The 26226-nt window shown below is 38.3% G+C and carries 23 protein-coding genes; 14 read left to right on the top strand and 9 right to left on the bottom strand.

Annotation, left to right across the window (positions count from 1 at the left end):
* The first annotated feature begins 296 nt into the window (after positions 1-296).
* Positions 297-1181 carry a patatin-like phospholipase family protein gene (locus ACYX4N_RS07770; RefSeq protein WP_476056173.1) on the top strand — a complete coding sequence of 295 codons (885 nt, stop codon included), beginning with the start codon at positions 297-299 and terminating at the stop codon, positions 1179-1181.
* A gap of 33 nt (positions 1182-1214) precedes the next feature.
* On the opposite strand, the gene ACYX4N_RS07765 is transcribed toward ACYX4N_RS07770, so the two are convergent.
* Together ACYX4N_RS07765 and ACYX4N_RS07760 are read right to left on the bottom strand one after the other, a co-directional pair.
* A complete protein-coding gene (locus ACYX4N_RS07765) occupies positions 1215-2231 on the bottom strand; it encodes an NAD-dependent epimerase (protein WP_476056172.1) in 1017 nt (338 codons plus the stop codon).
* Positions 2232-2465: 234 nt separating this feature from the next.
* Positions 2466-3245 carry a S1 family peptidase gene (locus ACYX4N_RS07760; RefSeq protein ID WP_476056171.1) on the bottom strand — a complete coding sequence of 260 codons (780 nt, stop codon included), beginning with the start codon at positions 3243-3245 and terminating at the stop codon, positions 2466-2468.
* A 299-nt stretch (positions 3246-3544) separates the two neighbouring features.
* On the opposite strand from ACYX4N_RS07760, the gene ACYX4N_RS07755 reads away from it, so the two are divergent.
* The 13 genes from ACYX4N_RS07755 to ACYX4N_RS07695 all read left to right on the top strand — a co-directional run bounded on the left by ACYX4N_RS07755 (position 3545) and on the right by ACYX4N_RS07695 (position 18315).
* Complete coding sequence (locus tag ACYX4N_RS07755) at positions 3545-4348, top strand: PEP-CTERM/exosortase system-associated acyltransferase (RefSeq protein ID WP_474809230.1); 804 nt, start codon at positions 3545-3547, stop codon at positions 4346-4348.
* Between the two features lie 3 nt (positions 4349-4351).
* The gene (locus tag ACYX4N_RS07750) at positions 4352-5209 is read left to right on the top strand and encodes a ThiF family adenylyltransferase (RefSeq protein WP_474805647.1); all 858 of its coding nucleotides are present in this window, start codon (positions 4352-4354) and stop codon (positions 5207-5209) included.
* A 140-nt stretch (positions 5210-5349) separates the two neighbouring features.
* On the top strand, positions 5350-6249 hold the full coding sequence (locus ACYX4N_RS07745; RefSeq protein WP_474805645.1) for a hypothetical protein: 900 nt from the start codon (positions 5350-5352) through the stop codon (positions 6247-6249).
* Between the two features lie 134 nt (positions 6250-6383).
* The gene (locus tag ACYX4N_RS07740; RefSeq protein WP_476056170.1) at positions 6384-9107 is read left to right on the top strand and encodes a tetratricopeptide repeat protein; all 2724 of its coding nucleotides are present in this window, start codon (positions 6384-6386) and stop codon (positions 9105-9107) included.
* Between the two features lie 131 nt (positions 9108-9238).
* The gene (locus ACYX4N_RS07735; protein ID WP_476056169.1) at positions 9239-9751 is read left to right on the top strand and encodes a serine O-acetyltransferase; all 513 of its coding nucleotides are present in this window, start codon (positions 9239-9241) and stop codon (positions 9749-9751) included.
* Between the two features lie 5 nt (positions 9752-9756).
* The gene (locus ACYX4N_RS07730; RefSeq protein ID WP_476056168.1) at positions 9757-10929 is read left to right on the top strand and encodes a glycosyltransferase family 2 protein; all 1173 of its coding nucleotides are present in this window, start codon (positions 9757-9759) and stop codon (positions 10927-10929) included.
* Entirely contained in the window at positions 10926-12086 is a 1161-nt protein-coding gene (locus tag ACYX4N_RS07725; RefSeq protein ID WP_476056167.1) for a hypothetical protein, read from the top strand. The genes ACYX4N_RS07730 and ACYX4N_RS07725 overlap by 4 nt, the downstream gene beginning before the upstream one ends.
* Positions 12087-12094: 8 nt before the next feature.
* A complete protein-coding gene (locus ACYX4N_RS07720) occupies positions 12095-13072 on the top strand; it encodes a polysaccharide deacetylase family protein (RefSeq protein WP_476056166.1) in 978 nt (325 codons plus the stop codon).
* Positions 13073-13074: 2 nt separating this feature from the next.
* Entirely contained in the window at positions 13075-14118 is a 1044-nt protein-coding gene (locus tag ACYX4N_RS07715; RefSeq protein WP_476056165.1) for a glycosyltransferase, read from the top strand.
* Entirely contained in the window at positions 14115-15248 is a 1134-nt protein-coding gene (locus ACYX4N_RS07710) for a glycosyltransferase (RefSeq protein ID WP_476056164.1), read from the top strand. Before ACYX4N_RS07715 ends, ACYX4N_RS07710 begins: the two co-directional genes overlap by 4 nt.
* Complete coding sequence (locus ACYX4N_RS07705; RefSeq protein ID WP_476056163.1) at positions 15241-16200, top strand: GT-D fold domain-containing protein; 960 nt, start codon at positions 15241-15243, stop codon at positions 16198-16200. Before ACYX4N_RS07710 ends, ACYX4N_RS07705 begins: the two co-directional genes overlap by 8 nt.
* A 35-nt stretch (positions 16201-16235) precedes the next feature.
* Complete coding sequence (locus ACYX4N_RS07700; RefSeq protein WP_474805629.1) at positions 16236-17720, top strand: oligosaccharide flippase family protein; 1485 nt, start codon at positions 16236-16238, stop codon at positions 17718-17720.
* A gap of 124 nt (positions 17721-17844) precedes the next feature.
* Entirely contained in the window at positions 17845-18315 is a 471-nt protein-coding gene (locus tag ACYX4N_RS07695) for a sulfotransferase (RefSeq protein ID WP_476056162.1), read from the top strand.
* A gap of 600 nt (positions 18316-18915) precedes the next feature.
* Here ACYX4N_RS07695 and ACYX4N_RS07690 read toward each other — a convergent pair.
* From ACYX4N_RS07690 to ACYX4N_RS07660, 7 genes are all read right to left on the bottom strand, one after another.
* Positions 18916-20022, bottom strand: a complete 1107-nt coding sequence (locus tag ACYX4N_RS07690; RefSeq protein ID WP_476056161.1) for an acyltransferase family protein — start codon at positions 20020-20022, stop codon at positions 18916-18918.
* A gap of 81 nt (positions 20023-20103) precedes the next feature.
* Positions 20104-21162: a hypothetical protein gene (locus ACYX4N_RS07685; protein ID WP_476056160.1), complete on the bottom strand. Its 1059-nt coding sequence runs from the start codon at positions 21160-21162 to the stop codon at positions 20104-20106.
* Positions 21159-22139, bottom strand: coding sequence for an endonuclease/exonuclease/phosphatase family protein (locus ACYX4N_RS07680; protein ID WP_476056159.1), 981 nt, complete (start codon positions 22137-22139; stop codon positions 21159-21161). Before ACYX4N_RS07680 ends, ACYX4N_RS07685 begins: the two co-directional genes overlap by 4 nt.
* Positions 22140-22168: 29 nt before the next feature.
* Positions 22169-23092 (bottom strand): glycosyltransferase family 2 protein, encoded by a 924-nt coding sequence (locus tag ACYX4N_RS07675; protein ID WP_476056158.1) that lies wholly within the window; start codon positions 23090-23092, stop codon positions 22169-22171.
* Between the two features lie 3 nt (positions 23093-23095).
* Positions 23096-24046 (bottom strand): sulfotransferase family protein, encoded by a 951-nt coding sequence (locus tag ACYX4N_RS07670; protein ID WP_476056157.1) that lies wholly within the window; start codon positions 24044-24046, stop codon positions 23096-23098.
* Entirely contained in the window at positions 24043-24978 is a 936-nt protein-coding gene (locus ACYX4N_RS07665; protein WP_476056156.1) for a glycosyltransferase family 2 protein, read from the bottom strand. The genes ACYX4N_RS07670 and ACYX4N_RS07665 overlap by 4 nt, the downstream gene beginning before the upstream one ends.
* Before the next feature lie 20 nt (positions 24979-24998).
* Positions 24999-25919: an O-antigen ligase family protein gene (locus tag ACYX4N_RS07660; protein ID WP_476056155.1), complete on the bottom strand. Its 921-nt coding sequence runs from the start codon at positions 25917-25919 to the stop codon at positions 24999-25001.
* Between the last annotated feature and the right edge of the window lie 307 nt (positions 25920-26226).

Here is a 26226-nt window from a genome sequence, read left to right as displayed (position 1 = left end):
TACTAACTAGGCTCACTTTTGTTAATTCAGAAGTGAGCCTTTTTATGTATCGTTCGCATAATATTCAATCATTTGCACTTTTTTATGTGTCAGTCGAACCCACTGACAAAAGTACTGAGCGTCGCATTATGTAGCAATATCGCAACACCTTAGACTAAAGATATCGCTCTTCTTCCCTTTTAAACTTTACTGATTGTGCGCCATTAAACTACGCTTTTACTGTGAGGCAGTGCGTTTCGTTTTACAGCTGTATATAAAACCTTGTTCGCGACGCCTCCCTAGTTTGGAGTATGCACATGCAGATAGCCTCGGCGGCGATACCGAATAAACTTTTAAATGCGAACGTCACACAAATAGTTCCTATCTTTTCAGGTGGGGGTACGCGCTTAAGTGCCCATATTGGCATCATAAAAGCGCTGCACGATATGAATATTGGTTTCGATACTTTGGTTGGCGTATCTGGCGGCTCAATTATCGCATCCCTTTATGCCAAAGGGTACACTGTCGAGCAAATGCGAGAGCTAGCACTCGTTACCGATTTCAAGCAATTCACAGAGTTTTCTATCGTGAGATTGCTTCGAGAAGGAGGGCTGTCATCTGGCGATGTGTTTCAGCGATGGATTGACGAACAGTTAGAGGGTGCAGTCTTTGCCGACCTCCCCCTGGACCTGCATATACTCGCTACCGACGTAAATGGCGGCGGGCCAGTTTTATTTAATAAGCAGACCTCTCCTGATATGAAAGTATCAGAGGCAGTACGGTACTCTATGTCGATACCGCTTATCTTTTCGTTTAAGCCCTTTAAAGAGCACTTATTAGTAGACGGGGCGATATTGTCTGAAGATGCATTGTTTGAAGACTGGCGAGGTGATGGCACGCCATCCGTGTGCTTCAGGCTACAAAGTACCAATCAAAAACGTAAAGCCATTAAGAAAAATTTACTTCAACTACCGCAATACGTCAGCATGCTTATTCGTACGTTTATGACGGCGATATCCAGAGAGTACGTTAATGCGAAGTACTGGCACAATACAGTGGTAGTGAATACCGGGGAGATTTCTGCGGTAGATTTTTCGCTCACACCAGAAATTAAAAACACACTTTTTGAGCTAGGTTATTCAACCACAAAAGAGTTTTTGCCCAAAAAGTGTGCGGGATTTATGAAAATCGGTGCAATTTAACTGACTTTCAGAGTACGTTTAACGTGCTAGGTCTTACACCTTGTAAAAGTCACGATACCAGTCAACAAACGCTTTAACGCCTGTTTCAACATCGGTAGACGGTTGGTACCCAGTATCTTCGACCAGCGACGACACATCAGCATAGGTATCTGGCACATCGCCAGGCTGAATAGGAAGAAGTTCTTTTTTAGCCTCAACACCCAGCGCACTTTCCAACGTTTCAATGAACTTCAAAAGGTGAACAGGCGTTTGCGCACCTATGTTGTATACCTTATAAGGCGCTTTACTGGTGCTTGGGTCTGGGTTACTGCCATCCCAGCTCTCATTGGGTTTCGCTACATTATCTAGTGAGCGAATTACGCCCTCTACAATATCATCAATATAGGTAAAATCACGACGGTGGTTACCGTAGTTGTAAACCTGTATTGTTTTACCTTCCAGAATAGCTTTAGTGAACTTGAAAAGCGCCATATCTGGACGGCCCCAAGGCCCGTAAACAGTGAAAAAGCGCAGCCCCGTTGTAGGCAAGCTATACAGGTGGCTATAAGTATGAGCCATTAGCTCGTTCGCTTTTTTAGAAGCGGCATACAAGCTGACTTGGTGATCGACGTTATGCTGCTCTGAAAACGGCATTGTTTCATTCGCACCGTAAACTGAGCTAGATGACGCATAAACTAAGTGCTCGACTTTATTATGACGACACCCTTCTAAAATATTTACAAAGCCAACGATATTGGAATCGACGTAAGCGTTAGGGTTTTCAAGAGAATAACGCACTCCAGCTTGGGCTGCTAAGTGCACTACCCTGTCGAACTTATGTTCTTCAAAAAGCGCAGCCATTTTATCGCGCTCTTCGACGCCCATTTCTGTGAATGAGAACAGGTCAGCAGCAGATGATGATTTAATTTCACTTAAACGCGCGTGCTTTAAATTTACATCGTAATAATCGTTTATGTTGTCAATCCCGACAACTTGGTCACCACGATTGATAAGATATTGCGATACAGCTGCGCCAATAAAACCAGCTGCTCCGGTGACTAAGATTTTCATTTATTTATCCCTAGGGTATTGTTCAGTCATTTTGAGGTACATCCGTCACGTCCTAACTGATGTAAAATTGTCATTGAGTTCTGAAAGGGTAAGCTTAAGCTTATAGTTAGTCATCTAAGCAATAACGCGTTTTTCATTAAGTCTCTTGAACGACATAGAAGTTACTCTAGAATTTCTGTAATCTTAAACGAAGTCTGCAAGTATTAGGCCACAGATGACTTTACAAGCCCAATATTAACTTTCTTCATTATATTTCCCAATTAACTTAATAACAAACTTTACAGGAATAGCATAAGAAATTCCCGTCGGCGAAGCCAGAGCACTTTCCTTAGTATCTTTAACTAAAACCTTATTTATCACTCCAATAACCTCTCCCGTTTCTGGATTATATAATGGGCTACCACTGTTACCAGGATACGCTATAGCGTCGAGTTGATAAATTAGACTAACATTTTGAAGGCGCTTCATCATTACCAAATTTAACTGGTCACTGTTTGATGCAGGGATTGCATCTGGGGTTATAGCTGAAATGTAACCCCTATGGGTAGCTGGGTATAGCCCTAAAACAGCACCGATTGGAAAACCTGTAAACGCTATTTCAGTTCCAGGAAGTAGTAATTCTTGACTCCCAAGCTCTAAGGGCTTCAATGGAGAACTCAACTTCAATAGAGCCAAGTCATGTTTGGGATCTATTTCAACGACTTCCGCTCTTATTTTTTTAACGACACTTCCCACCCCGCTAAGAACGACATAATTTTCAACTATAGTTGGATCTAGATCTTCTGATACTACATGATAATTCGTTATTGCGAAGTGACCATTGGTAACAACAAAACCAGTTCCTAGAACGCGGGGAGACGAATGTTTGATTGGCGCATCGATAGCAATTGCTACTGTACCTTCTGAAACCATTTTGACCATATCAACAAAGTCATCACTTCGATTAGATTGTGCTTTAAGCCCTGCACTGAAGATAGTGAGCATTAGTAAAGCTGTGATATTAAAAATTCTCATATTATTTCCGCCTATAGATATTTAGCAAAAACGTCATTTGTATATGGCTACCGAAATGGTTTAGATAAACTAAGTTATCTTTTACGAAACAGATATTTTCGCGCCTGTACTACATAAATCACTGCCTATTTACGAAGCTACGAGCAAAAATATGAATGTTAGGCAAACATAAATTATCAATTACTAAGAAAAATAGTATAAAAGGATTAAGTAATTTATGAAAAATATTTGCTAAACTCTCTTGAAGGATGATTTTTGTGGAACGAAGTTTAGTGGCTAATAAAACAATAATAGCGCGCATGAAGTCTATCGTCGGCCGAGACAGTAAACTAGGAAAAGCACTTGGCGGATTAGAGAAACTTCAAGAAGCTAAATTTATCTCTAAACACTTCTCAGACTTTCTAGAGCCGGTGGTTGCACAATCTCAGTCGGTTCGAGATCAAAGCTATACAATACGACACAAGGTATATTGTGAAGAACTAGGATTCGAACCGCTTCGGAGTGACAAATTTGAGAAAGATGAATTCGATACGTTTTCCAGCCCTTGTTTAATAAAGCATAGGAAGTCAGGTCACTATGCGGGCACAGTGCGACTAGTTAGGCCTCAATCAGAAGAGCAACTTCTTCCTATAGAGAAATTTTGTTTAGACTCCATTACTCATGAAACGCTAAATCCACGCAATTTTGCAAGACAAGATATTTGTGAAATATCCCGCTTGGCAGTTCCGCTAGAATTTCGAAAACGTCAGATGGATAAGTTCTCTGGGGCCGCCATTGGTGTTATCAACGAGCACACTTACTCGGAAAACGAGCTACGCTGTTTTCCGTTCATAGCTATAGGCTTATACTTTTCTGCAGCAGCCCTAGTAATTCACAATGATATCAAGCATACATACGTTATGATGGAGCCTAGGCTAGCTCGCAGCATGCGGTTCATCGGAATCCAATTTGAACAAATTGGGCCTGTTGTAAATTATCACGGTAAAAGAGCGCCGTTTTATATCAACCCTACATTGCTATTCCATAACCTCAGACCTAGTTTTAGAGTGATGTTAAATGACATCCAAGAAACGGTTGGTAAGTACCCAAAAGGATTAGTGTAAGTTATGTTTGACTATACTAAAGCTTTCTCTAGAAATATTGGATGGTTGACCGAAGATGAACAGCAGAGCATCAGGGCCAAGCGTGTTGCTATCGCAGGTGCTGGCGGAGTGGGCTTTGAACACGCTGTAACTCTAGCAAGACTTGGAATCGAGAAATTCTCTATTTCAGATTTTGATATTTTTGAAGTCCATAACTTAAATCGCCAAGCTGGAGCTTTTCTTTCAACGTTGGAAATGCCAAAAATCTCTGTTTTAGAGAGAGTGCTGAAAGATATTAACCCTAATTGTTCTATAAAAGTTTTTCCTGACGGAATAAATTCGACAAACATTTCTGAATTCCTCGCCAATGTAGACATATACATAGATAGTCTAGACTTTTTCGTTATTGATATTAGAGAACAAGTATTCAAACATTGTCGTTTACAAAGTATACCCGCGATCACAGCAGCGCCCTTAGGAATGGGAACTTCTGTACTTTGCTTTACAGATTCCAGTATGACTTTCTCAGATTATTTTGATATCCAGAAAGAAGATGATGAAGAAAGTAAGTGTTTGAAGTTTTTAGTCGGGCTTTCTCCCAAGATGTTACAGAGAAAATATCTAGTCGTTCCAGAAGCAGCTAATTTCAACGAAAAACGCGGCCCATCTACTCCGATGGCCGTCAAGCTTTGTGCCGGTATAGCCGCTACAAACGCACTTAAACTGCTACTTAAAAGAGGTGATGTTCTTACTGCTCCTAAGGGAATCCACTTTGATGCATATCGAAACAAATTTAAAATAACTCACCTACGAAAGGGTAACAAAAGTTTTGTACAGAAGTTGAAGTTAAAAGTTGCAAGGAAGTTAGTGCTATCAAAATAGTGTCGATTTTTTTTACAGAAACAAAAGTTTCACCCCTATAGAATTATAAAAATCACTGTTATTCATGAACTTAAATAGTTGGCACATTTTAAGCTACCCACTAGGAGTACTCACAAATGTATAGTTCATACGGAGGCGACATGAACAAGCTTACAAAAATTTTTACTGCTGTAGTTTTTGCAGGATGCACGGCAACGGCGGGAGCATCACCGCTATTTATGAACCCTGGCGACAATGATAGCGGTGTTCCATTCGGTGATGCCGACGGCTTTACATACACTTTCGACATGTTTACGTTTAACAACTTAACACCTACTTCTGCATACCTTGACCTTGAAGGGGATGGTATTCAAAACGGAACTCTGGTTTTTGATAGTGCAGAAGGTGAAGTGGGCTTTTTAAACCCTGATACAGGTTCTAGCGAGTTCTTTACAGACTCATGGAACCTCACGTTCGATTATGAATTATGGGGTTACGCGGGTGTAATCGACAATGGAGTCGCAAACGGCCAGTTTGACGACGGTGACGCTTTGGTAGCTGACTTCGTAGGCGGTTACTTCAATATGTACTTCGATGATGACGTGTCTACGCCTAATGATTCTGTCCCAGCTCTTTCGCTTTCACTAAGCGGTAGCACTTTCAATGACGGAGGCGGTATCAATCTAACGTTATTCGCCGAGATTGAATCGGTACTCTCTAACCTTTTCTTCATGGATCCTTCATTTAATGGTGACTCAGATCTAGCTGAAATCGTAGCGAATAATGATCCAAGTCAATACGGCGCTGAGATTACAGCGGAAATTACCAATGCTGAACAAGCGCCAACGGATAACGGCTACTCTCCGACCGCTTTTAACAACCAGGTTCTTGCTTCGCTAGGTATAGACCTGGACGATTTCGACAACGAAGTCTTCCTAAGCAGAACAACCACGCTTCCTAGTGCTAACCTTGAAATTCAAGTTTCTGCACCAGCTACTATCGCTGTTATGGGGCTTGGTCTACTTGGTTTAGGCGGTTTTCGTAGATTCAGAAATTCTTAGTAACAAGCCGTAAAATTTTAAAGATAAAAAGCGACCGATAGGTCGCTTTTTTTGCTTACCATTAAATGAAAAGTGGTTATTGCTAAGGATAGCCTTTAAACTCAAGTTATTCAGATTAATATTCAGGGTAGAATATGAGAAACATCGTTTTAACCATCACTCTTTTCAGTCTTTTTGCATGTTCGCCGAACAGCGAAAAAACCTCTTTCGATTCTCTATCCTCAGAGTCCACTTATTCCGAACTATCAACATCTATTGTTCAACTCCGAAGTGCTATTGCATCATCACCTGAAAACGCTAAGTATAGATATCTCTTAGCAAAAGCTTATTTATATCAAGGTAAATATGACTTCGCTGAAAAAGAAATAAATAGATTTTTAGACTTCGTTAATTTGGAGCGGTCTAGTCATGAGAACACAACGGTCTTGGAAATCTATTTCCTTTCTGAAAACTTTGTCTCTCTTCAAGAATTTGCAAAGACGCTTGAACCAATATCTGAAGAAGCTGGCTTAGCAAACGATTTATTAGTTTTAGCAGGCAACGACTCCTCTTCAAACCTTCAAACTAAAATATATAAAGATATGTATCCCCTTTTAAGGAAAGGTAAAACTAAAGAGCTGAGGTCCTTTCTTAATACATTACCGTTGGAGCAAAGCTCTTATGTTCAGCGATACATTGCTTCGAAGTTTTACTTTTCTATTAATGAATTCAATTCTGCGTCTGCGGTTCTTGATGGTTTACACAAAGTGAGGCCCAATGACACAAGAGTTATAGTTTTAGCCGCAATTTCATATTATAAATCTCAATCGCTGGAAGAAGCCGAGTATTTTGCCAATCTAATTCTCAAAGCTAATAAAGATAATCCAATTGCAATGCTTATAAAGGCCAGTGGTAACTTCAAGTTAGGTAAATACTTACTGGCAGAACAAGAGATAGATATCGCTTTGTCTAGAGGTATCGAATCTTTTGAAGCTAGATTGACAGCAGCATTAGTAAGCTATCAGTTAGGCAATTTTGAAAAAGCGTATAATCACTTTGAAAAAATAGAGGATCGGATTCCACGCTCACATCCAATATATCGATATGTAACTGCTACTAAACTTATGGTTGCGGAACCCATTGAGGCATACAATTCTTCGAAGGAGCTTCAAGTAAATGATACCACCCTTCCTCTACTACTCAGTCTAGCTTCTAAACTTGACGAAGATGGTAAGAAAAAGCAAGCAAATGAGTTGCTGGATTCAATGAAAAGTAAAGAGTTTACTGATGGCAATGTCAAATTCGCTTTAGATAGTTTCCTCAAATCTACAGGGCGAGTCGATACTCATTCTTTAGAATCTTCCTTTGCACAAGCGTCACAGGATATTCAGCAAAAAGCAATACTGATTACAACACTGTTATCAGGTGACGACGAAGAAACCGCACTCAAGTATTTAGATGAATGGCTGCTTAATGATCCTAACAGTGTAGAGTTGCTGTTACTCAAAGTGGCGACGTTAGCAAAGTTAGGAAATGAGAAAGAAGTCAACGAAACTATTAGTCAAGTAGAAGCAATATCTCCAGACCATCCCCTTATCAATTCATATCGAGCCGTTATGTTGTTGAAGCAGGGAGATAAACTAGCTTCTCATAGTCTTTTGAAAAGGATTATAACTGACGAGTTTTATTCGCCTTGGGCTGTAGAATTACTTATCAATAACTCAAATAGCAAAAAAGAATTAGTAGGAAATGTTGAATTTCTCGCATCTGTCTACAACGACAATCAAGGGCATAAGCACTTAGCACCAACTTTAGACTTAGCGTTTGCTCAGGCTTCAGCAGATATGTTTGAAGACGCGATAGCAACTGTTGAACGGTGGCAGAAGGAATCAAGTAATAAAGAGGTGGAGAGTAGAGCTGTATACGAACTAAAAACCGTTCTACATTTATCTTTAAAACAATACGACAAGGCTAAAAATGCTTTATTTGAATGGAAATCTAGTCTGGGAGTATCGAAAGAGTACCTTATTAGAGCACTCACACTAGCAGACCTAAATAACGATCCACAATTTGCGTTGCTCTCTATAGAAGAAACAAAAACTACGCTTCCCGAAGAAGAGTCAGATAACTTCAGTCTATTGAAAACAAGGTATTTATTAAAGTTAGAACGATTGGCCGACGCTATCAGCACTTTAAACTCTTGTTCTTATTCAACTAAGAAAAAACCTTTGTGGAAAAAGCTCAAAGGTCAAACGTTTGCTCTGGATAAAGACTATAAACAAGCTAGCGTGTACTTCCTAGATGCCTACAAACTAAATAACTCTACAGAGATCGCGCTGTATTTGATGCAAAGTTATTACGCAAGTAATCAGAGAAAGTTAGCAGAAAATTTTGCGCTGCAGCATTTGGAGCTTTACCCAAAAGACAGTGCTGTAAGAATGCGCTTAGCTGAGCTTTTATTTAACCACTCTCCGACTGAAGCATTGCGACATTATGAGTACCTTGATGATAACCAACTGGCAACCGTTGGCTCACTCAACAATCAAGCTTGGCTTTTGTTAAAAATGGGAGAGAACGCAAGAGCACTAGAGCTCTCAAAAAGGGCATACAAAGGTGCGCCTAGTGAAATATCAGTTCTTGATACCTATTTAAAAAGCTTAGTTGCCAATGCTGAAAATGAAGAAGCCCTTAGACTTGCTGAATCGCTGTATTCTGAGAACCGTAAAAGCTTTGAAATTGGCCTAATATATATCAAGATTCTTTATGACATTGGCGAAGTAGTTTCTGCAGAGAAGGCACTTAAATTACTTAGTCCAAATACTCGAAAGCAGCAAAACGACTATAGACGTATGAAGGATCTTTTATCAACTAGCTTGTAGACTAGTTTATACTACGTAATATTTGTGCTCCCCTATAGACTTTAAGCTAGCGGGGAGCAGTATCTACAACCGGCTTAAGTAAATTACTTGAAGTAATACAAGTAGCATTCCTATAAGAGTAATACGTTTAAATGTATAACACCATCCGCCTAATTAAGTCTGATCTAAAAAGGAAACAGCAGATCTTTTTAGAAGATGGCTCTAAAATATCATTACTAAGAGCTTGCATAACAGATGGCACTAGCGCTAACATCTTGTATAGACTAGCTTTTCGCTGTTCTAAATCCAAGCTCTTAGCTCCAATTGCTCTACTCCTACAACACCTGAACAGAGTTTATAACGGCTGTATGATTGGTGTTAAAGCTGAATTTGGCCCAGGTTTTGTTATCATGCATCCTATTGGGGTTGTTATTAATTCAAAAGTTATTGGCGGCAAGAACATTACTCTCGAAAGTGCTGTAGTGATTGGAGACGAGAAAGGCAAATCACCGGTACTCAACGATGATATTTTTTTTGGAGCTGGAGCCAAGGCATTTGGCGGCATTAACATAGGAAGTAACGTGAAAGTTGGCGCTAATGCAGTGGTAGTGAAGGATGTCCCTTCAAATACTACAGCATTGGGAATACCAGCAAAAGCTAGATAAATATCATGAAGTACATAGAATTCTTATTTTGGTTGGCCATCTTCCTCATTCTTTACAGCTACTTATTATATCCGGTTGTACTATATTCTTTCAGCAGAGCATTTTCTAAACGCGAGCAAGTCAAGAAAAACGTGATTACTGAGGGTAATGAATTACCTTCGGTGTCAGTCGTGATATCCGCGTATAATGAAGAAAGCTGTATAGGTGAGCGCATAGAGAACCTGTTATCACTTGATTACCCCCATGAAAAAATACGATTTTTCATTGCCTCAGATGGTAGCTCCGACAAAACCGACAGTATAATCAGCAGTTTTCACGATCCCCGTCTTTGCGTTTTTTGTTTTGAAGAAAACCGGGGAAAAATCAATGTACTCAACGATTTGCTTGACCGTGTTAAAAGTGACATAACTGTATTCTCTGATGCTAATACCATGTTTGCAAATGATGCTGTACTAAACTTGGTTGCACCTTTTGAAAATGCAAAAGTTGGTGCCGTATGTGGCGAGCTTAACCTTGTAGACGCTTTTTCAGGCGACAATAAAGATGGCATTTATTGGAAATATGAACAATTTTTGAAAAAACACGAATCGAAAATTGATGCTCTCCTTGGTGCTAACGGTGGGATTTACGCGATTAGAACCTCGCTTTACGAACCATTACCGGACAACACAATAATAGATGATTTCTGCATTGTGATGAACGTAGCCAAAAGAAAATATCAAATTATCTATAATAAACAGGCCTTGGCGACAGAAGAGATCGCACCGACCCTGAAGGAAGAAGCAGGCAGACGCATTCGCATAGGTGCTGGCAATTATCAATCATTGTCTCGCCTAACTTGGTTGCTTAATCCTCGCTATAAGTGGCGCTGGTTCTCTTATTTAAGCCATAAGGTAATACGCTGGTTTGTTCCTCATTTAATGATAGTTACCTTGCTTCTAAACATTGTACTCTTGTGGCACACTAATTATCTATATACGGTAATGTTATTTGGACAGCTAGCGTTCTATTCATTCTGGATGCTAGGCGAGTTGAGAATATTTAAAAACGTTCCGGTAGTTGGAAACATTATTAGTCTAATAACATTTTTTGTATCAATGAATATATCCCTTTTCAGAGGTTACATTAAGTTTCTATCCTCTAACCTATCAGCGACATGGCAAAGGACATCTAGATGATCGCGCTTACACTAGCACTCTTAGTATTACTCTCAGTAGCATTCATTGCCATTGTAAAGAAAAAGAAAATGCAGAGTTGGCTTTGGAACTACACGAAAAGTCAATTTACACAAAAGCCTACTGTATTTGGTACGCAGCATCTCATGTTTTGCTTCGTAGACCACTATGAGCCTCAGTGGAAAAATAAAGATAACATTGAATTGGAGCGGCAACGTGTGGACCGATGGATGGTTGATTACCCTAAAATGGCCTCACAATTTCTTGATGCAGACGGAAATCATCCAAAGCATAGCTTTTTCTTTCCCGAAGAGGAGTATCGAAAAGAACATTTAGATAAAATTTCCGATTTATGCGCTAAAGGTTTTGGCGAGATAGAGATACACCTACATCATGAAGATGATACTAGCGATAACTTAAGAAAAACCCTCTCTGGCTTTGCCCAATGTCTTCACGAAGAACATAATGCATTAAGCGTTGACCCGGAGACAGGCAAACCCGTTTACGCCTTTATACATGGAAACTGGGTGTTAGATAACTCTCACCCTGAAGGAAAATGGTGCGGTGTAAACGATGAGCTTATTGTACTTCGAGAAACCGGGTGTTACGCCGATTTCACGTTTCCATCCCCCGATGAATCGCAACCCGCTATGTTAAATACCATTTACTATGCGAAAGACGATCCAGAGAAACCAAAGTCGTATGAAACCGGACGACCTATCGTAAAAGGTGGCAAGGCTTGGGGTGACCTACTGCTTATTCAAGGAATTTTGGGTTTAAATTGGAAAGTGCGAAAGAAAGGAATTTTCCCTCAAATCGAAAACTCAGATGTTAGAAAAACGTTTCCTCCGACACCCAATCGTGTTGATTTTTGGGTCAATCAAGCTATTCATGTCGAAGGAAAACCTGAATGGATATTTATAAAAGTACACACCCACGGAGCTCAGGATGGAGATATGGAGACATTACTTGGCGAGCCTGTAAAGGAAATGCATCGACATTTAACCTCTAAATATAACGATGGAAAGAATTACGCTCTACATTACGTCTCTGCTAGAGAGATGTATAACATCATAAAAGCAGCTGAAGCAGGTGAAGAAGGAAACCCAAATTCGTATAGAAACTATATCCTTGGCGCTCCTTCTTTTAAACGCCTTTGAGACCGCTAATGTCGCGTATAAAAAAGAAAATAGGTAGCTGGTTAGGACTTGACCACTACTTTTGGAGCAATCGCCCTGCAGGTCTATACAGCGTCAATTTTCATCGAATAGGAAATAGTGACGATACTTCGTTTGATCCTTGCGTGTTTTCTTGTACAACTAAAGAACTCGATGAGCATATAACCTTTTTCAAGAAAAACTTTAGAGTTATTAGTATTGCTGAACTAAATAATTTACTCAGTTTAAATCAACCTATCGAAGAGCGCCTAATGTGTGTTACCTTCGACGATGGTTATATTGATAATTTCACCAACGCACTACCTGTTCTCAAAAAGCATAAAATATCTGCTAGCTTTTTTATTGCGACAGCGTTGATAGGGAGTAACACTGTACCGTGGTGGGACAAAGTTGCTTACCTACTTAAAACATATCGTCCAACACAAGTTAAGTTGTCGAATTGGAAGAAACCCGTTTTAAATACTCATAATGAAAAAATATTCATACGTGATGTACTTACTCAAATAAAATGTTGTAAGACTTCTGCTCAAAATCAAATATATCAATTAGAGAAACAGTTGGGGTTCGAGCATAGCTATCCAGAAGCTGAATTTATGAATTGGGACCACCTTCGATATTTATTAGAAGAAGGGATGGAGATTGGTGCTCACTCTCACAATCACGATATACTAACAAAATTATCCGAAGATGAGTTATTTTACGAATTAAGCCACTCTAAAGCTCTACTTGAATCGAAGCTTAAAACAAATATAACGGCTTTTTCATACCCTGTTGGAAATCGCTCAACTTATAACGAAAAAGTGATAATAGGTCTCAAAAATAATGGGTATGAATTAGCGTTCAATTTCCAACCTGGCATAAATCGTCTGCCTTTAGCATCGCCCTACGATTTACATAGGTTCCCTATTGCGCCTGGCGTATCGAATGAAGATTTAATGAAACTATTCGGGTATGCAAAAAGGTTTTAATAATGAAAGTTTTACATTGTGTAAGTAGTCTCCAAGTCGGGGGGGCGGAAAAATGCGTTAGAAACCTGTCACTTGAACAAAAGTCACAGCATTTAAGTGTCGGGATACTCTCCTTTGGTAAACCAAGTGATGCATTTCAAAGTGATATCGAGAAGGCTGGAATAAAGGTTTTTAATATAAATGGGAATGTATTCGTTAGATCGCTTAGAACAATTTCTGTTCTATTAAAATACTCGACAATACATATTCATTCTCCCGCCGTAATTAGAGCCTTTACTCCGCTGTTTCTGCTTTTAATGCTTAAAAATGTGATATATACAATTCATGGTGAGGTTGAACCTCCTCTGAAGTATTTGAAATTTGCTCATAAATTAAGTTCTGTATATATAAATACTATCTTTGCTGTTTCAGAGCCTATCAAACGCGGAATTAAGGAAAGGTATAGCTGGTCGGAACAGTGCGTTTCTGTAATACAAAATGGTGTCGCAGTTCCTAACTCTCCCGCTGAAATCGGTGGTGAAAAGAAACTGAATTTATGTATGGTTTGTCGCCTCGTCCCGCTTAAAAACGTTTCTCAAGTTATTGATGCTTTCAATAAATATGAACTGTTTGAAATGTTTCTTCTTGATATATATGGTGACGGCCCGGAAAGAACCAAATTAGAAGCTAAAGTTGATCAGTTAAAACTATCAAAGTACATCACATTTCACGGGAACCAGCTAGATGAAGACTTTATCTATGAGAATGAAGATGTGTTGCTAATTAATTCAACTACTGAGGGCCTTCCCATGTCATTAGTAGAAGCTATGGCTAGGGGCATACCGGCAGTTTCAACCAATGTCGGCAACATTAGCTCTGTCATTTCACATGGTGAGAATGGGTATATTTACGAAATTAACGACATGGTAACATGGAAAAAATGTCTTTTTAGATTACACGAAGATCGTAAATTTTTAGAAGAAATGGGAAAAAGTGCACACCAATTTATTTCTAAACAATTTTCTATCGAATCAGTTTCAGCTATTTATCAGAAATACTACTCATGACTGGAAAGCCATCTCTACTTTTTTTCACCAATTTGCATCCTCTGCCTTGGCAGCCAACACGAGCTACATACAATGGAGAAGAGACCAAGTTTTTAAGCGAACATTATGAAATAAAAAAGTTAATTCCAGTGCCTTGGTTCGTCTGGCTGAAAAAAATTGTTTTAAACAAACACCGTGTACCTGATAACACCTGTATTTTTCCTTTTCTATATGTTCCCAAAGTACTAACTTCACTACACCCTCTAATGATGCTTATCTCAATAATTGTATCGGTAAAGCCTCTAATGTGGCTGATAAAAGCTGATAGAGTGATAGCAAGTTGGTCTTATGCGGAAGGTGTCACTGCGGCTTTCTTTAAAAAAGTTAGCAAGGGAAAATTAATCATAGAAACATTAGGCAGTGATGTTAACGCCCTTATGGAAAAACCTTTTCATAGGCCCCAAATGAGATGGGCTTTTAACAACGCGGATGTAGTGACCGGAAAAAGCATTGCTTTAGTTAATGCGATAGCTAAACATGCTCCAGATACAAACACAAGCGTTGTCTATAACGGTGTGGACTTTAGTACTTTTTCTTTGCGCCCACATCCCATTTTTCGAGAGCAACAAATACGGTTACTCTTTATTGGCTCGTTGATTAAGACTAAAGGTATTGAAGAGTTAATTGGTGCTATGGCGCTAATGAAAACAAACGTGACTTCGATTGTTTTAGACATCATCGGTGATGGGGAGCTAATACAAAAAATACGCAATGAAGTGAAAGTCAACAAACTAAACGAGAATATAAATATTCTTGGCTCGGTAGCACACGATCAGCTATTGCCCTATTTACACAACGCTGATGCGTTAATACTTCCTAGTTACAGGGAAGGTGTGCCAAATGTTGTGATGGAATCATTAGCAACTGGAACTCCTGTCATAGTTACAAAAGTTGGGGGTATTCCGGAAGTAGTAACCGACTGTAGTAATGGCGTATTCATTGACGATTTAAATAGCCAGGGAATTGTTGAAGCCATATATAAATTGACACAGCGTCATTGGAATCCAGAATTTATACGGTCTTCTATCTCACAATTCACTTGGAGCAATACGGCGGACCAGATACGCGGCTTATTAGAAAAAAATGACTAGTTATAAAGATATTAAACAACTAACTATTAAACAGTTTGAATCAGCTATCAATAAAGCCTTTGAAGACAAGTCTTCGTTCAGCTTTATTAGGCTCGGAGATGGTGAGGGAGCTCTTTTAGATTTTGACGAAGAGTGTACTATTCACGATACTTTGTACCTATCTGAGCACGTTGGCAAACAAGCTTCTCTAAACCAGCTCTATGACTTAAAAAGAAACCTATCAAACCTAATAAATACCGCAGATATTATCGGAGTCAGAGATGATGTTTTGGGTGTTTCATTTAACGACGCGCTTATCAGTAGTAACAACACCGAATTATTTTTAGACACCTTCAAAAAATCATTTAGATTAAGAGAGACAGAAAGAAATATTTCTTTTGCCGATGCAGTTAGAATCGCAAAACTTTACAAAACGCTAAAGCATAGAAAGTTTCAGACGCAGCAGTTTTGTACGCAGTGGATTTCTTTTGATTACTTTTTATCAGGGGCAATGACCAATTTGTTAGAACGTGCCGGCCATATTGGCGTAATAACTGCGAGGACCGACATACCACAAAAACTTAGAGAATGCCTTAGTATAAAAGTCACTGAACACATCACCCCAGATAAGTCGGCCAGACAGGTGGGACACTTTGTCCCACACTATCCAGAACATTTCGAAAGAATCAAAAACAGTATAAACGTAGAGTATCACGGAATGCCATACTTAGTAGCAGCAGGCCTAATAGGAAAAGGTTACTGTGCTGAAATACAGCAACAAGGCGGTATTGCTTTAGATATAGGTGCGTTGATCGATTGTTGGGATGGGCGCTATAGCAGACCTAAAGTAATAGAATCTCGTTTTACCGTTAAAAAAACACTATTAGGTAAAAAAAGACTACCTGATGAACTCAAAATGACAAAAGAGAATGCAGCTAGACTGCGTCAAGTATTTAAAAATAGGCATGGCTAAGTTCGCATAGTGGACTACACGATCAGGTATAAATTTTGAGTAAAAAACGACTACTATCCTCAGGACTATTCTCGCTTATTGAAAAAGTCATTACTGTTTTAGCAATGCTAATTCTTACCCCCAGTATTATTGAAAGTATTGGTAGCGAAGGGTATGGCTTATGGCTTCTAATCCTCTCTGTGTTAGCTTTCTTTAATATAATTGAACTGGGCTTTCCCGCTGCTGTTCAAAGGTTTGTTACCTTGTATTTAGAAAAAGGAGATAGAGATACCGCTAATCTATACCTGACTACATCCCTATTTTTATTTTTATCACTTGGAGTTATATCAGCCTTCGTTGCATTATTGGTATTCCAATTCCCACACTTACTCGGTTTAGAAGCTGATATGGGTCAGCTATTAACAAAAGTGGCAGCTATCTTTGCTGTTAAAATAGTTGTTGATTTCACGATGAACCCTATTAACGCGATATACGCTGCTCACTTGAGGGTAGATATTGATGCCGCCCTCGCCACGTTAAACGTCATTGTGAAATCTACTTTAATTTATTTTGTCGGTAGGCACTTTGGTATTGTTACTATGGCTTTATGTGCTGTTTTTACCGATATTTTTATAAATTTATTAAAGATTATCGCTGCTAGGAAAATTTATCCTTACTGGTGTTTGAAAAGAAAGTACATTTCTTATAATGGATTTCTTGAGCTATTTAACTTTTCTAAATATATAATCATTATGGCTTTTGCCAAAATGATTAACCAACGCTCAGCTCCGATTTTAATCAGTAATATTATGACTGTTAATTCAGTGGCAATATTTGGAGTTGCGCAAAACCTCATAAACCATGCTGAAACATTGAACAACTCTATCTTTCAATCTTTTTCAGCATATTTTACTAAATTGGTAGCTCGTGGAGGAGAACTTAAAAATCACATAGATACGATCGCGAGAATGTGCTTCTTATGCTGCTTAACTTTAGCTATAAATCTTATTGTTTTCAGCGACCCTTTCATCAGAATTTGGCTGGGGAACTCATTTAATAAAGCATCTGCTCTCATATCTATAATGGCCTTAGGTCTACTCGTTCGGCCATATGCTATGATATTTAGAAATATTCTTATCGCACAAGCCAATCATAAAAACCTTATGTATGCTTCCTTGATAGGTTCAATATTTACAATATTGTTAAGTATTGCTCTTGGAAAAATTTATGGTGTCATTGGCGTCGCTTTAGCCTTCGTATTGGTATCATATTTGGTAAATTTCATGCTCTACCGCATTGCCTTTAAACGACATAACAAAATAGGATTAGCAAAACTTGATATCTGCTTCGCTGCGTCTGCGTCTGTTTTTTTTGTACTATGGTTAGTAGCGAGAGAGCAGCTTATTTTGCCTACCACATGGGCCTCGTTGATTCTTTCTACTATTATCTTCAATGCATTTTTTGTCCCCACACTTGCTTACTTTTTTATACCAAAAGAAATAATGAGCTTAATGTTTTCAACAATAAAGAGAAAATTGTAATGAAAAAGTGTCTGGTAAAGCCTTGTCGATTCATTGCTCTATTTTTTGCTAACAAAAAACTCTGCTTTATGTAAGATATTGATAGTTTCTTAACACTCTTTTTGCTTTCAGGAACACGATAAAAATGACACTAGACCCTGTAGTTGTATGCAGAAGCGAATTTGAAAAGTATTCTCGGCTCACGCGCACTCAAAAGTACAAAGCACCACTTCGAAGAGTTTTACAAAAGAGAAATTTTCAAGCTTTTTGCCTAGGTACGCCTAAATCAGGTACCCACTCTATAGCCAACATACTAAATAACTTTAGATCCTATCACGAAATAAATGACACCTTCGTTATTGCCATGATATACCTGCGAAACTCTGGACTACTGTCAGACCAAGACATTAAAAAGGAGTTGAAACAGAGAGATAAATATAACTGGCTCGAGATGGATTCTTCTCACTATTACGGTCAGTTTGCTCAGCTTCTTGTCGAGACCTTTGAAGAAGCAAAGTTTGTCTTGACCATTCGTGACTGTGTATCTTGGATTGACTCTTGGTTTAATCATCAACTTGCTAGAAATGTACAAAAGAAAAACTCTCTCTATGATTGAGGCAGAAGGAACTATTACGATCGTGGCTTTTCTTACACTAAATACGACGAGCCATTAGAAAAACTTGGATTATACCCACTTGCCGCATATTTTGACTTTTGGAGCGAGCACAATAACAACGTATTACATAATGTTCCCTCAAATAGACTACTAATCTTAAAAACAAAGGAACTAGCTAATTCAAGTTCTAAGCTATGTAATTTTTTGAACATAAATGAGTCTCGAATTATTACTGAACAATCACACAGTTTCAAAGCAAAGAAAAAACTGAATATTCTTAAAAAGTTAGATAAAGGATTCCTGTTCGATGTCGCTTCACAATACTGTATTGAGCTAAACGACAAAATGTTTCCCGAAGCAAAAATTAAAGATTCGATTGAAGCAATCCATTCTCTTTAAATTTGGGGTTAACAGCTTCTAGAAAGTAAATAATGTTACTTACAACCAGACAATACTGTAGTTAAAAGCTAGTGCCTTCTAGTGAAGTCTGGTAGATTCATATTGTACAAGACTCAACTGATAGCTATATTATCAGTTGAGTAAAGATTTACAGTATTAGAAAAATGGCCTTGGGCCTGCACGCTATAAGCCCAATAGTTTCTATTTTTTTTCTTTAGAAAAAACCTGAATGAACCAGTCCCTTCTATTCCTAATAGGCTTTTCTAGAAATAGTAGGCTTATCGAAGATATCGCTACTGTAGCTATTAAAAAGGTAAACAATCTAGCAGTCCAGTTGTCGCTAAATATACCTAAAAACATCATTGTATTTAAGATAACCATCTGATAAACAAATAGGCCAAAGGATATGTCGTTTCTAGCAATAGCTTTTTCTAAGCGCGTGAACCAAGCAAAATCGGAAGGAGCTTTAAAGGCTATACTAATTATAAAAAAAGCTAAAACAGTAAACAGAATAGGATTAATATCATTTCTTCCCCATTTCAAGCCTATTGCACCTAAGCTTAAAAAGAGAGATAGGTGTAAAAGCAGCCAAGGGCTCGCATATTTTGTTAGGTTTTTTAACTTATCGTAATCGCGACTAAATATGTAACCCAACAGAAAAAAGAACAACCACGGTAGAAGTGTAAGAAAGTGGATAACCTTGGTTAGTACATTGGGATTAAAGTTATTCACATAGTGAAATACCATATTAAACAACGCACAACAAAGCAATAAGTAGTATACAAAATGGCTTTTCCCTTTAGTTACCCAATATGCATCTAGCCTTCTTAATAAGGGTACCCCTAAGTAAAACTGAAGTATAACGGGAATTACCCAGAGACTCCCATTTAAAACTCCAGTTCCAACGTGACTCAGGAACTCTGGGTGATAAAAAAATACGACAGTAACCTGCCCTAAACACCACGCGAAAAACTTGAGCCAGTCATTCCCCGTCAAATCCACCATACCTAAGCTGAAAATAAGTACTATGCTGACACCAAATGCGGCCCATAACGGAGGGTAAACTCTTAAAACTCTCTTTACGAAAAACTCACTTAGCGTAGAACTGTTGGATGAGCTAAGCGAAATTAGGAAGCCGCTTATAAAGAACAAAATAGGCACACCTGGAACTAACCAAGTTAGTTTTGAAACGACATCTATATAAGTTTGAGGGGCTGTATCAAATTGCTTTGAATGCGAAAAAACAATTGAAAACGCAGCAAGATATCTTATCCATATAAAGTGGTTGGTTCTTGGTATATTGCTCACTAAATTTGTTTCCTAGTTATCTTGCCTTAATTATGATAAAGCCCAATGGTTTAGATTACTGCTAAAACAGCTTTTGACGTTTTATAAAACCTGTTTAAAACATCGCATCAATAGCTTGTCCGGACGCAAGTGTGATTCGTAAAAAAGGTGATTTTGCTTCATCATTTCAAATCTATCATCACGGCGTTCCACAAGCCCTTTGACACGTTCAACACAATCTGTAGCCGAGTCGAACTCTTGAAAATGAATGTTAGGCTCTAAACCTCTAACTGTGTTTTCATTTTTTTCGCTAACGATTGCTTTGGACATTGCGATATATTCACCGAACTTCCACCCGATAGAACCATGAAGCCCCGTTGAAGCGATACAAATATCGTGTGATTTAACAGTATTGATATAATTCTTTTTACTTGTTAAATCAGTATTTTTTAGTACGAATTTCGGCTTCTCTTTTAAAGCAAAGTCAGTAGCTATAAGCCCTCCGGTAAATTTATCTTTAAATGTTTCCTGCAACAATGCTATGCACTCAACTCTTTGTTTATTTATTTGTTCTCGTTGCAGCCTTTGCTCTTCGGTAACAGTAAAAAAGCTATCTGTATTGGTGTCCCATAACCTAGCTAAAAATAATATTTTAGGATTTTCTCTTAGAACTGGGCGAGAGTACAATGCTGATGTAGATACTTTATAATGAAGCTTACCTAAGAAGTCGGCCTGCTTGATGAGTTCTTTTTTCCAGTCTTTCGTGTGATAAAAAAGTGCACATCGTTTAAATGCGAAACGGTCAAAACTGTCCGCATAAACTAAATAGTTTAGGCCGTATGGAAGCACATTTTTACTATAGTTAACTTGGTCAATAGTCGGGTTAAAACTACGTTTAAATAAAAAATCACACCGTTCTAATGCCTCTGAATCTATTAAAGCACTGTCAGAAGTGTCAAAGCAGAGTTTTTTCCTCTCTAACTCAAGGTGCAATATATTGCTTTGTACGCTAAAGGGCGTTTTCGTTTTTCTTGCTTCTTTACTTACCCTCATGTCAACGTTAAGTACACCTTGGCGATGTAGCATAGTCAAGCCTGTATAAACTTGCTGAAGATGGTTAGAGTTGCTATCAGCATAAACAATGCACTTTGCATTTTTCACTCAGTTTGTCCTATGAATTGTAAAGTTGAAACAACAGGATAATGGTCACTTTCCATATCACGCCAAACCGATGTAGCGACAGGTGAAAGCCGCTTATTGGAAAGAATATGATCTATACGAGGCGAGAGAAACCAACTTTTTCTTGTAGTTCCATAGCCAAAGCCGCTTTCATTAAAGGCGTTTCTAAATTCACCCCAATACTGCGTAAACTGCTGATTCCTATCGGTTAAATTAAAGTCCCCGGCTATAACAATAGCGTCATCATCGCTCCATTTTTCTATCAGCGCTTTAACTAAACCGAATTCTATCGCCTTTGTATCTTTGAAAAGCGAAATTTTTGATAGAAATCCTGCAAATGTATTGAAGCGATAGCCAAAATTAGAAATCGATGCAAAATGCACGTTTGCCAGCAAAACAACGTTTCCTCCCACGTTTATTTTGTGGAGAGAAACATATTGCCCCCAGCCTCCTAACGGTCGTCTATTTAAACTTTCTAACTGAGTAAGAGCGTATTTAGATAAAACACATAGTCGCTTCACACATTCTCCGTACAAGTTATATCGAAAAGCGTCTTTAAACATGTCGTAACTCCCTTCTTGCACAAACAACACATCTAAATTTTTTTGCTCAAAAAATTGATAGAGTTTTTCAGCATTAACTCTTTGGGCTACGTTAAACGATGCGACTTTGAATCTATTATGAATAATACTGTCTTCTTCGACTAAATTGTGAGTAATATTGACCTGAAACGGAGATGCCATAACGAAAAAGACACAACCAGTAAGAAATAAATAAAGTCTTTTTTTACTAATGAAAATTATGGCTGGTAAAAAAAGAAACAAGGCTACATAGTCTGGGATAAAGTCGATAAAATAAAATTGATCTAATACTGGAAGCTGGAAGGCAAGTATCGAACAAAGTATTACACCTATTATAAATATTAGTAGACTGGCGAGTTTTAACGCAGAAAGAATCATAACTGTTAACTCACATTAAATAGCTAGCATCACTGACCATGAATCTGTTTATATTCATTATGCTTCACACCGAACAACCCTACAATTGTGCCTACAGCGGAGCTCATTCGGAATAGCCCGTCTACGTAGATACCTTTATTCATTGTAAATATAGATTTTAAAATCATAGCCCCGCCTCTTAGCAACCTAATGATAGCCAGAATAAAGCATTTGAGAATTACTAAGGTTATTTTCTCTTCAAATAAATGCGATCTTGTATAACCAATCCCGGAGCGGAATCCTCTTTTGCAAAACCATTTAACGTTTGTTCTTGATGCTGGTAGTTCTTCAATAACAGGAGCGTCCGTGTATACCGTGACAAAACCAGCTTTTCTAGCTCGAAGAGAAAAGTGATAATCACTCGCTCCTGTCATGGCAAATCGGACATCAAAACAAGGGTGAAGTTTTTGAAAAACACGCTTGGTCAACAAGACATTATTAGTATAAAAAACCTTTAAGTGTTCGCCTTTAATGTAGTTTGGAGGAGGGTATAAAACCTTTGTCGCCCAATTTTGATTCAGCTCTTCATCAACTGAAATAACATGACTTGTAACGATATCTGCATTAGCTTCTTTACACCCGTTGAGTAGTGATTGAGCCCACGAATTTTGTTGAGGCCATTCATCGTCATCGATAAAGATTAGGTAATCTGAGCTTTCACCTATTGCAAACTCGATACACTTATTTCTAGCAAACACAATACCAGGTCTATTTTCAACTTCGTAGACAACATTTATAGGACTATCGTTGTAGCGTTTAACCACATTTTTAGTTTCAGTATCTGCTGCGTTATCGACTACTAAAATTGATACACCTATGTCTTCGTCTACCTTTTGATTTTGAAGTGCATCTAGAAGTCTTGCTAACCATACGGGCCTTCTGCATGTTATTACGGATATTAATAATTTCTCCACTTTTTAACCTCGATACCTGCCTAAGCTAAAAAAAGACTCAATTTTTTTCAAAGGCCAGCTTAATTTCCACCAAATAGATTCATAAGCATTTAGAAAGTGCTGTTTGAAATAGACTTCTTCTTTTTTCACTGCGTTTAAATGTTCTACTAGTACACTGGACAACGAATGCAAATGAGCGTGATACTCTTCTGAGGCTTTAACAACAGCGTTATGATCGATAACCGATTTACCTAATTCCAGATAAACGGTCATAGCCAAATTAACCAGTCTATCGTTTGGCACGTTAAGCGAGTGTTGATTTTGAAGTTTTTTATCAATGAAACTTTGCGAAGCTAGACTATCTAATTCGCCTAACGAAAAAGTTTCAAAAATTCTCTTTGCACAAGTTTCCGGGGTATTTAATAAATCTTCATACCTTAAAATCAGTGAAGGTTGTTGTAGCGAACCAAAATAACTAGATAGTGTATAATTTAGCCAAAGGTGCATTGCTTTTTGTAAAGAGAAACCATCTCGTTTTTTTAAAGAACCAAAGACTTCCATGGGGTGTCGGAGCATTAGTATGAAGTTGGCGGAGACATTTAAGTCTTTAAATGTTTTGAGCCAAAAAGGCAAAAGTAACGAGGTTCGAGGGTCTTTCATTCCCCAAAGTGCTTTTCCGCGATAATCTTTCTCTATTATAAGTTTCGCTTCATTTTGGTAGGCAGATAAATGAGGCTGTTGTTCCTCCGCTAGCGTCAAAGCGAGGGGGTGGTCCCAGGAAAGCAAACTTTCATCTAGAAGTCTGTCATTTATGTCTACCAAAAGTGAATTTTCAAAAAAGCCCTTTTCATTAACCCCTTCTTGAGGTGCAAATAGCGAGCTTCCCATAAAAACACCAAGTTCTGCTAAAAGACCTGATATCGCTGAAGTCCCGCTTCGATGCATTCCGACGACGACAATCGCTTTCTGACTCATTTAGCAACTCCCTTTAATAACTGCTTTACTCGCTTTAACCCTTTAATAAATGAGGAGGGTGCAACACTTAATATCAAGGAAGCAATAAGTAGGTCCAGCCGATATTTTTTTATGCCCCAAGCATCTAATAAACACCGAGCACAATTTCTTATTTCATTAATATAAAAAAAATTGTTTGCGTAATGAAGATAAACTTTAAACATAGCATCAGAGCACCAGCTTTTTTCTACCGCGCTCAATGTTTCATCTTGCGATATTTTTTCAATACATACTTTGTCAGCTTTTAGCATCTTCTCTTCATTGAGAGAATAGTTCGCGCCGTGTATCACATAAGTAGCCAAAACTTGTTTAACTACTGCAAAGTTCGTTACTTTTGCAAGTCGAAGCCAAACATGCCGGTCATCTACGCCATGTAACTCTCTACTCTCATCAAAGCCTCCTATCGCTAAAAGTAAGTCGCGTCTTGCCATGCCTGTGCAACAAGAGATAAAGTTCTGCATTAATAAGGCTTTAAAGCAATCGCCTTCAAAACACGGGTGACTCTCACTTAACATCCCTTCTGTGTCGACTTCTATCCAGCTATAAACAACGCCAATATGAGCATTATCATTGAAAACCTTCATTTGTTCCGTTAGCTTTTCAGGTTTCCAGAGGTCATCTTGATCGCAAAAACCAATGATGTCGCCACAAGCATTTTCGATTCCAGTATTCCTTGCTGCTGCAACCCCACCATTCTGTTTATATATATATTTTACTCTGTCTTCTTTTAGATATTGTTCAACTATTTTACTTGATAAATCCGTAGAACCGTCGTCAACCACGATGATTTCAAAGTTGTTGTAAGTTTGTGCCAATAAGCTATTCAATGTTTTTTCAATGGTTGCTTCGCCATTAAACATCGCCACGATGACACTGGCTTTTAATTCATTCAATTTGTTTAATCTCTCAAAACTTAAATAGTAAGCAAAATTCTTATAAGGACGTAAAGAAAACCGAGGCTTGAAAGCGAAAGCAACAATATACGTTTGAGGTCTTTAGAAGTTAACGACAGCGAAGTAAACTTACTCACTCGAAAGAACATGGCAGCGACCATCGCGACAAAAATATATACCACCATAATATAGCTTCTACTGATGAAAAATGCCGTCACAGCATAACCAATTAAAGCTACAAGCAAATATTGGCTTAGATGCTTTTCTTTGTTAAGCAACTCCTCGTGTCCCTCTTTGGCGTCTTGCACTTTCATTACGCTTAATAGCATGTGAAGCGCGATTAACATAAACATAGCCCACAATGTGTAACCGATAATGCCTAATTCTGACATAACTGTCACATAGGTGTTATGAGCAACTTTAGAGTGGTATTCCAAGAAACGTTCTTTTCCAAAACCAAACAATGGTCTATGTTTAAGCATTTGTATGCCTTCGTACCAAGCAGTTAGACGCTGACTAGCACTTTCATCATCTTTACTTATCTTTCTGAAAGCCCCCATAGCAAGAAAAACTGCAGGAATACTAACCGACGCTAAGATAATAGCTTTCACTTTACCGAACTTTATGTAAAACAAGCAGAAGAAAACGCTGAGCGCACCTAACAATGAGCCTCTACTTCCGGTCCAATAAATACCAAGGCAAAGAAAAAATACAGTTACTAGAGCGAACAATTTAGTAAACAAGCTTTTACTGGACAATAAAAAATAGACTGCTACGGGGATATTCATTACTAGGAACATCCCCATATCATTTGGGTCATTAAAATTACCGACGAACCTAGCTTGAATAGACTTCGCCCCCCCGTCGGAACGATATACCACAGACTCAGCCCACCCCTGCCCTACAGGGCTTTGAATTTGACTATAAGCGTGATGCACCATTATAAGCGCGGCTGATAACGAAATAAAAAAGACAACATTTTGTCGTTTTACGGTAGTTAACAAGCTGAAATATAGAATAAAAGGTATTATATTCGCATTAATCCACTCAATTAATTTGCTTAAATCACTAAAATACCTATACGCTCGAATCTCCGAGAGAAGCATCGAAAAAAGTAATAAAATAAGTATTGTGCACTGTACGTTCCATACCTTGGGTTTGAGACCAATTAAGTAAAACATAAACGTTAAGATTAAGAATGTTCTTAAAAGTGGAAACTCTATGTTAAATACCGGCCACTCATGAGGT

The organism is Alteromonas sp. ABH4_452 (genome assembly GCF_056311825.1).
This window is presented reverse-complemented; position numbering and strand designations above follow the sequence as displayed.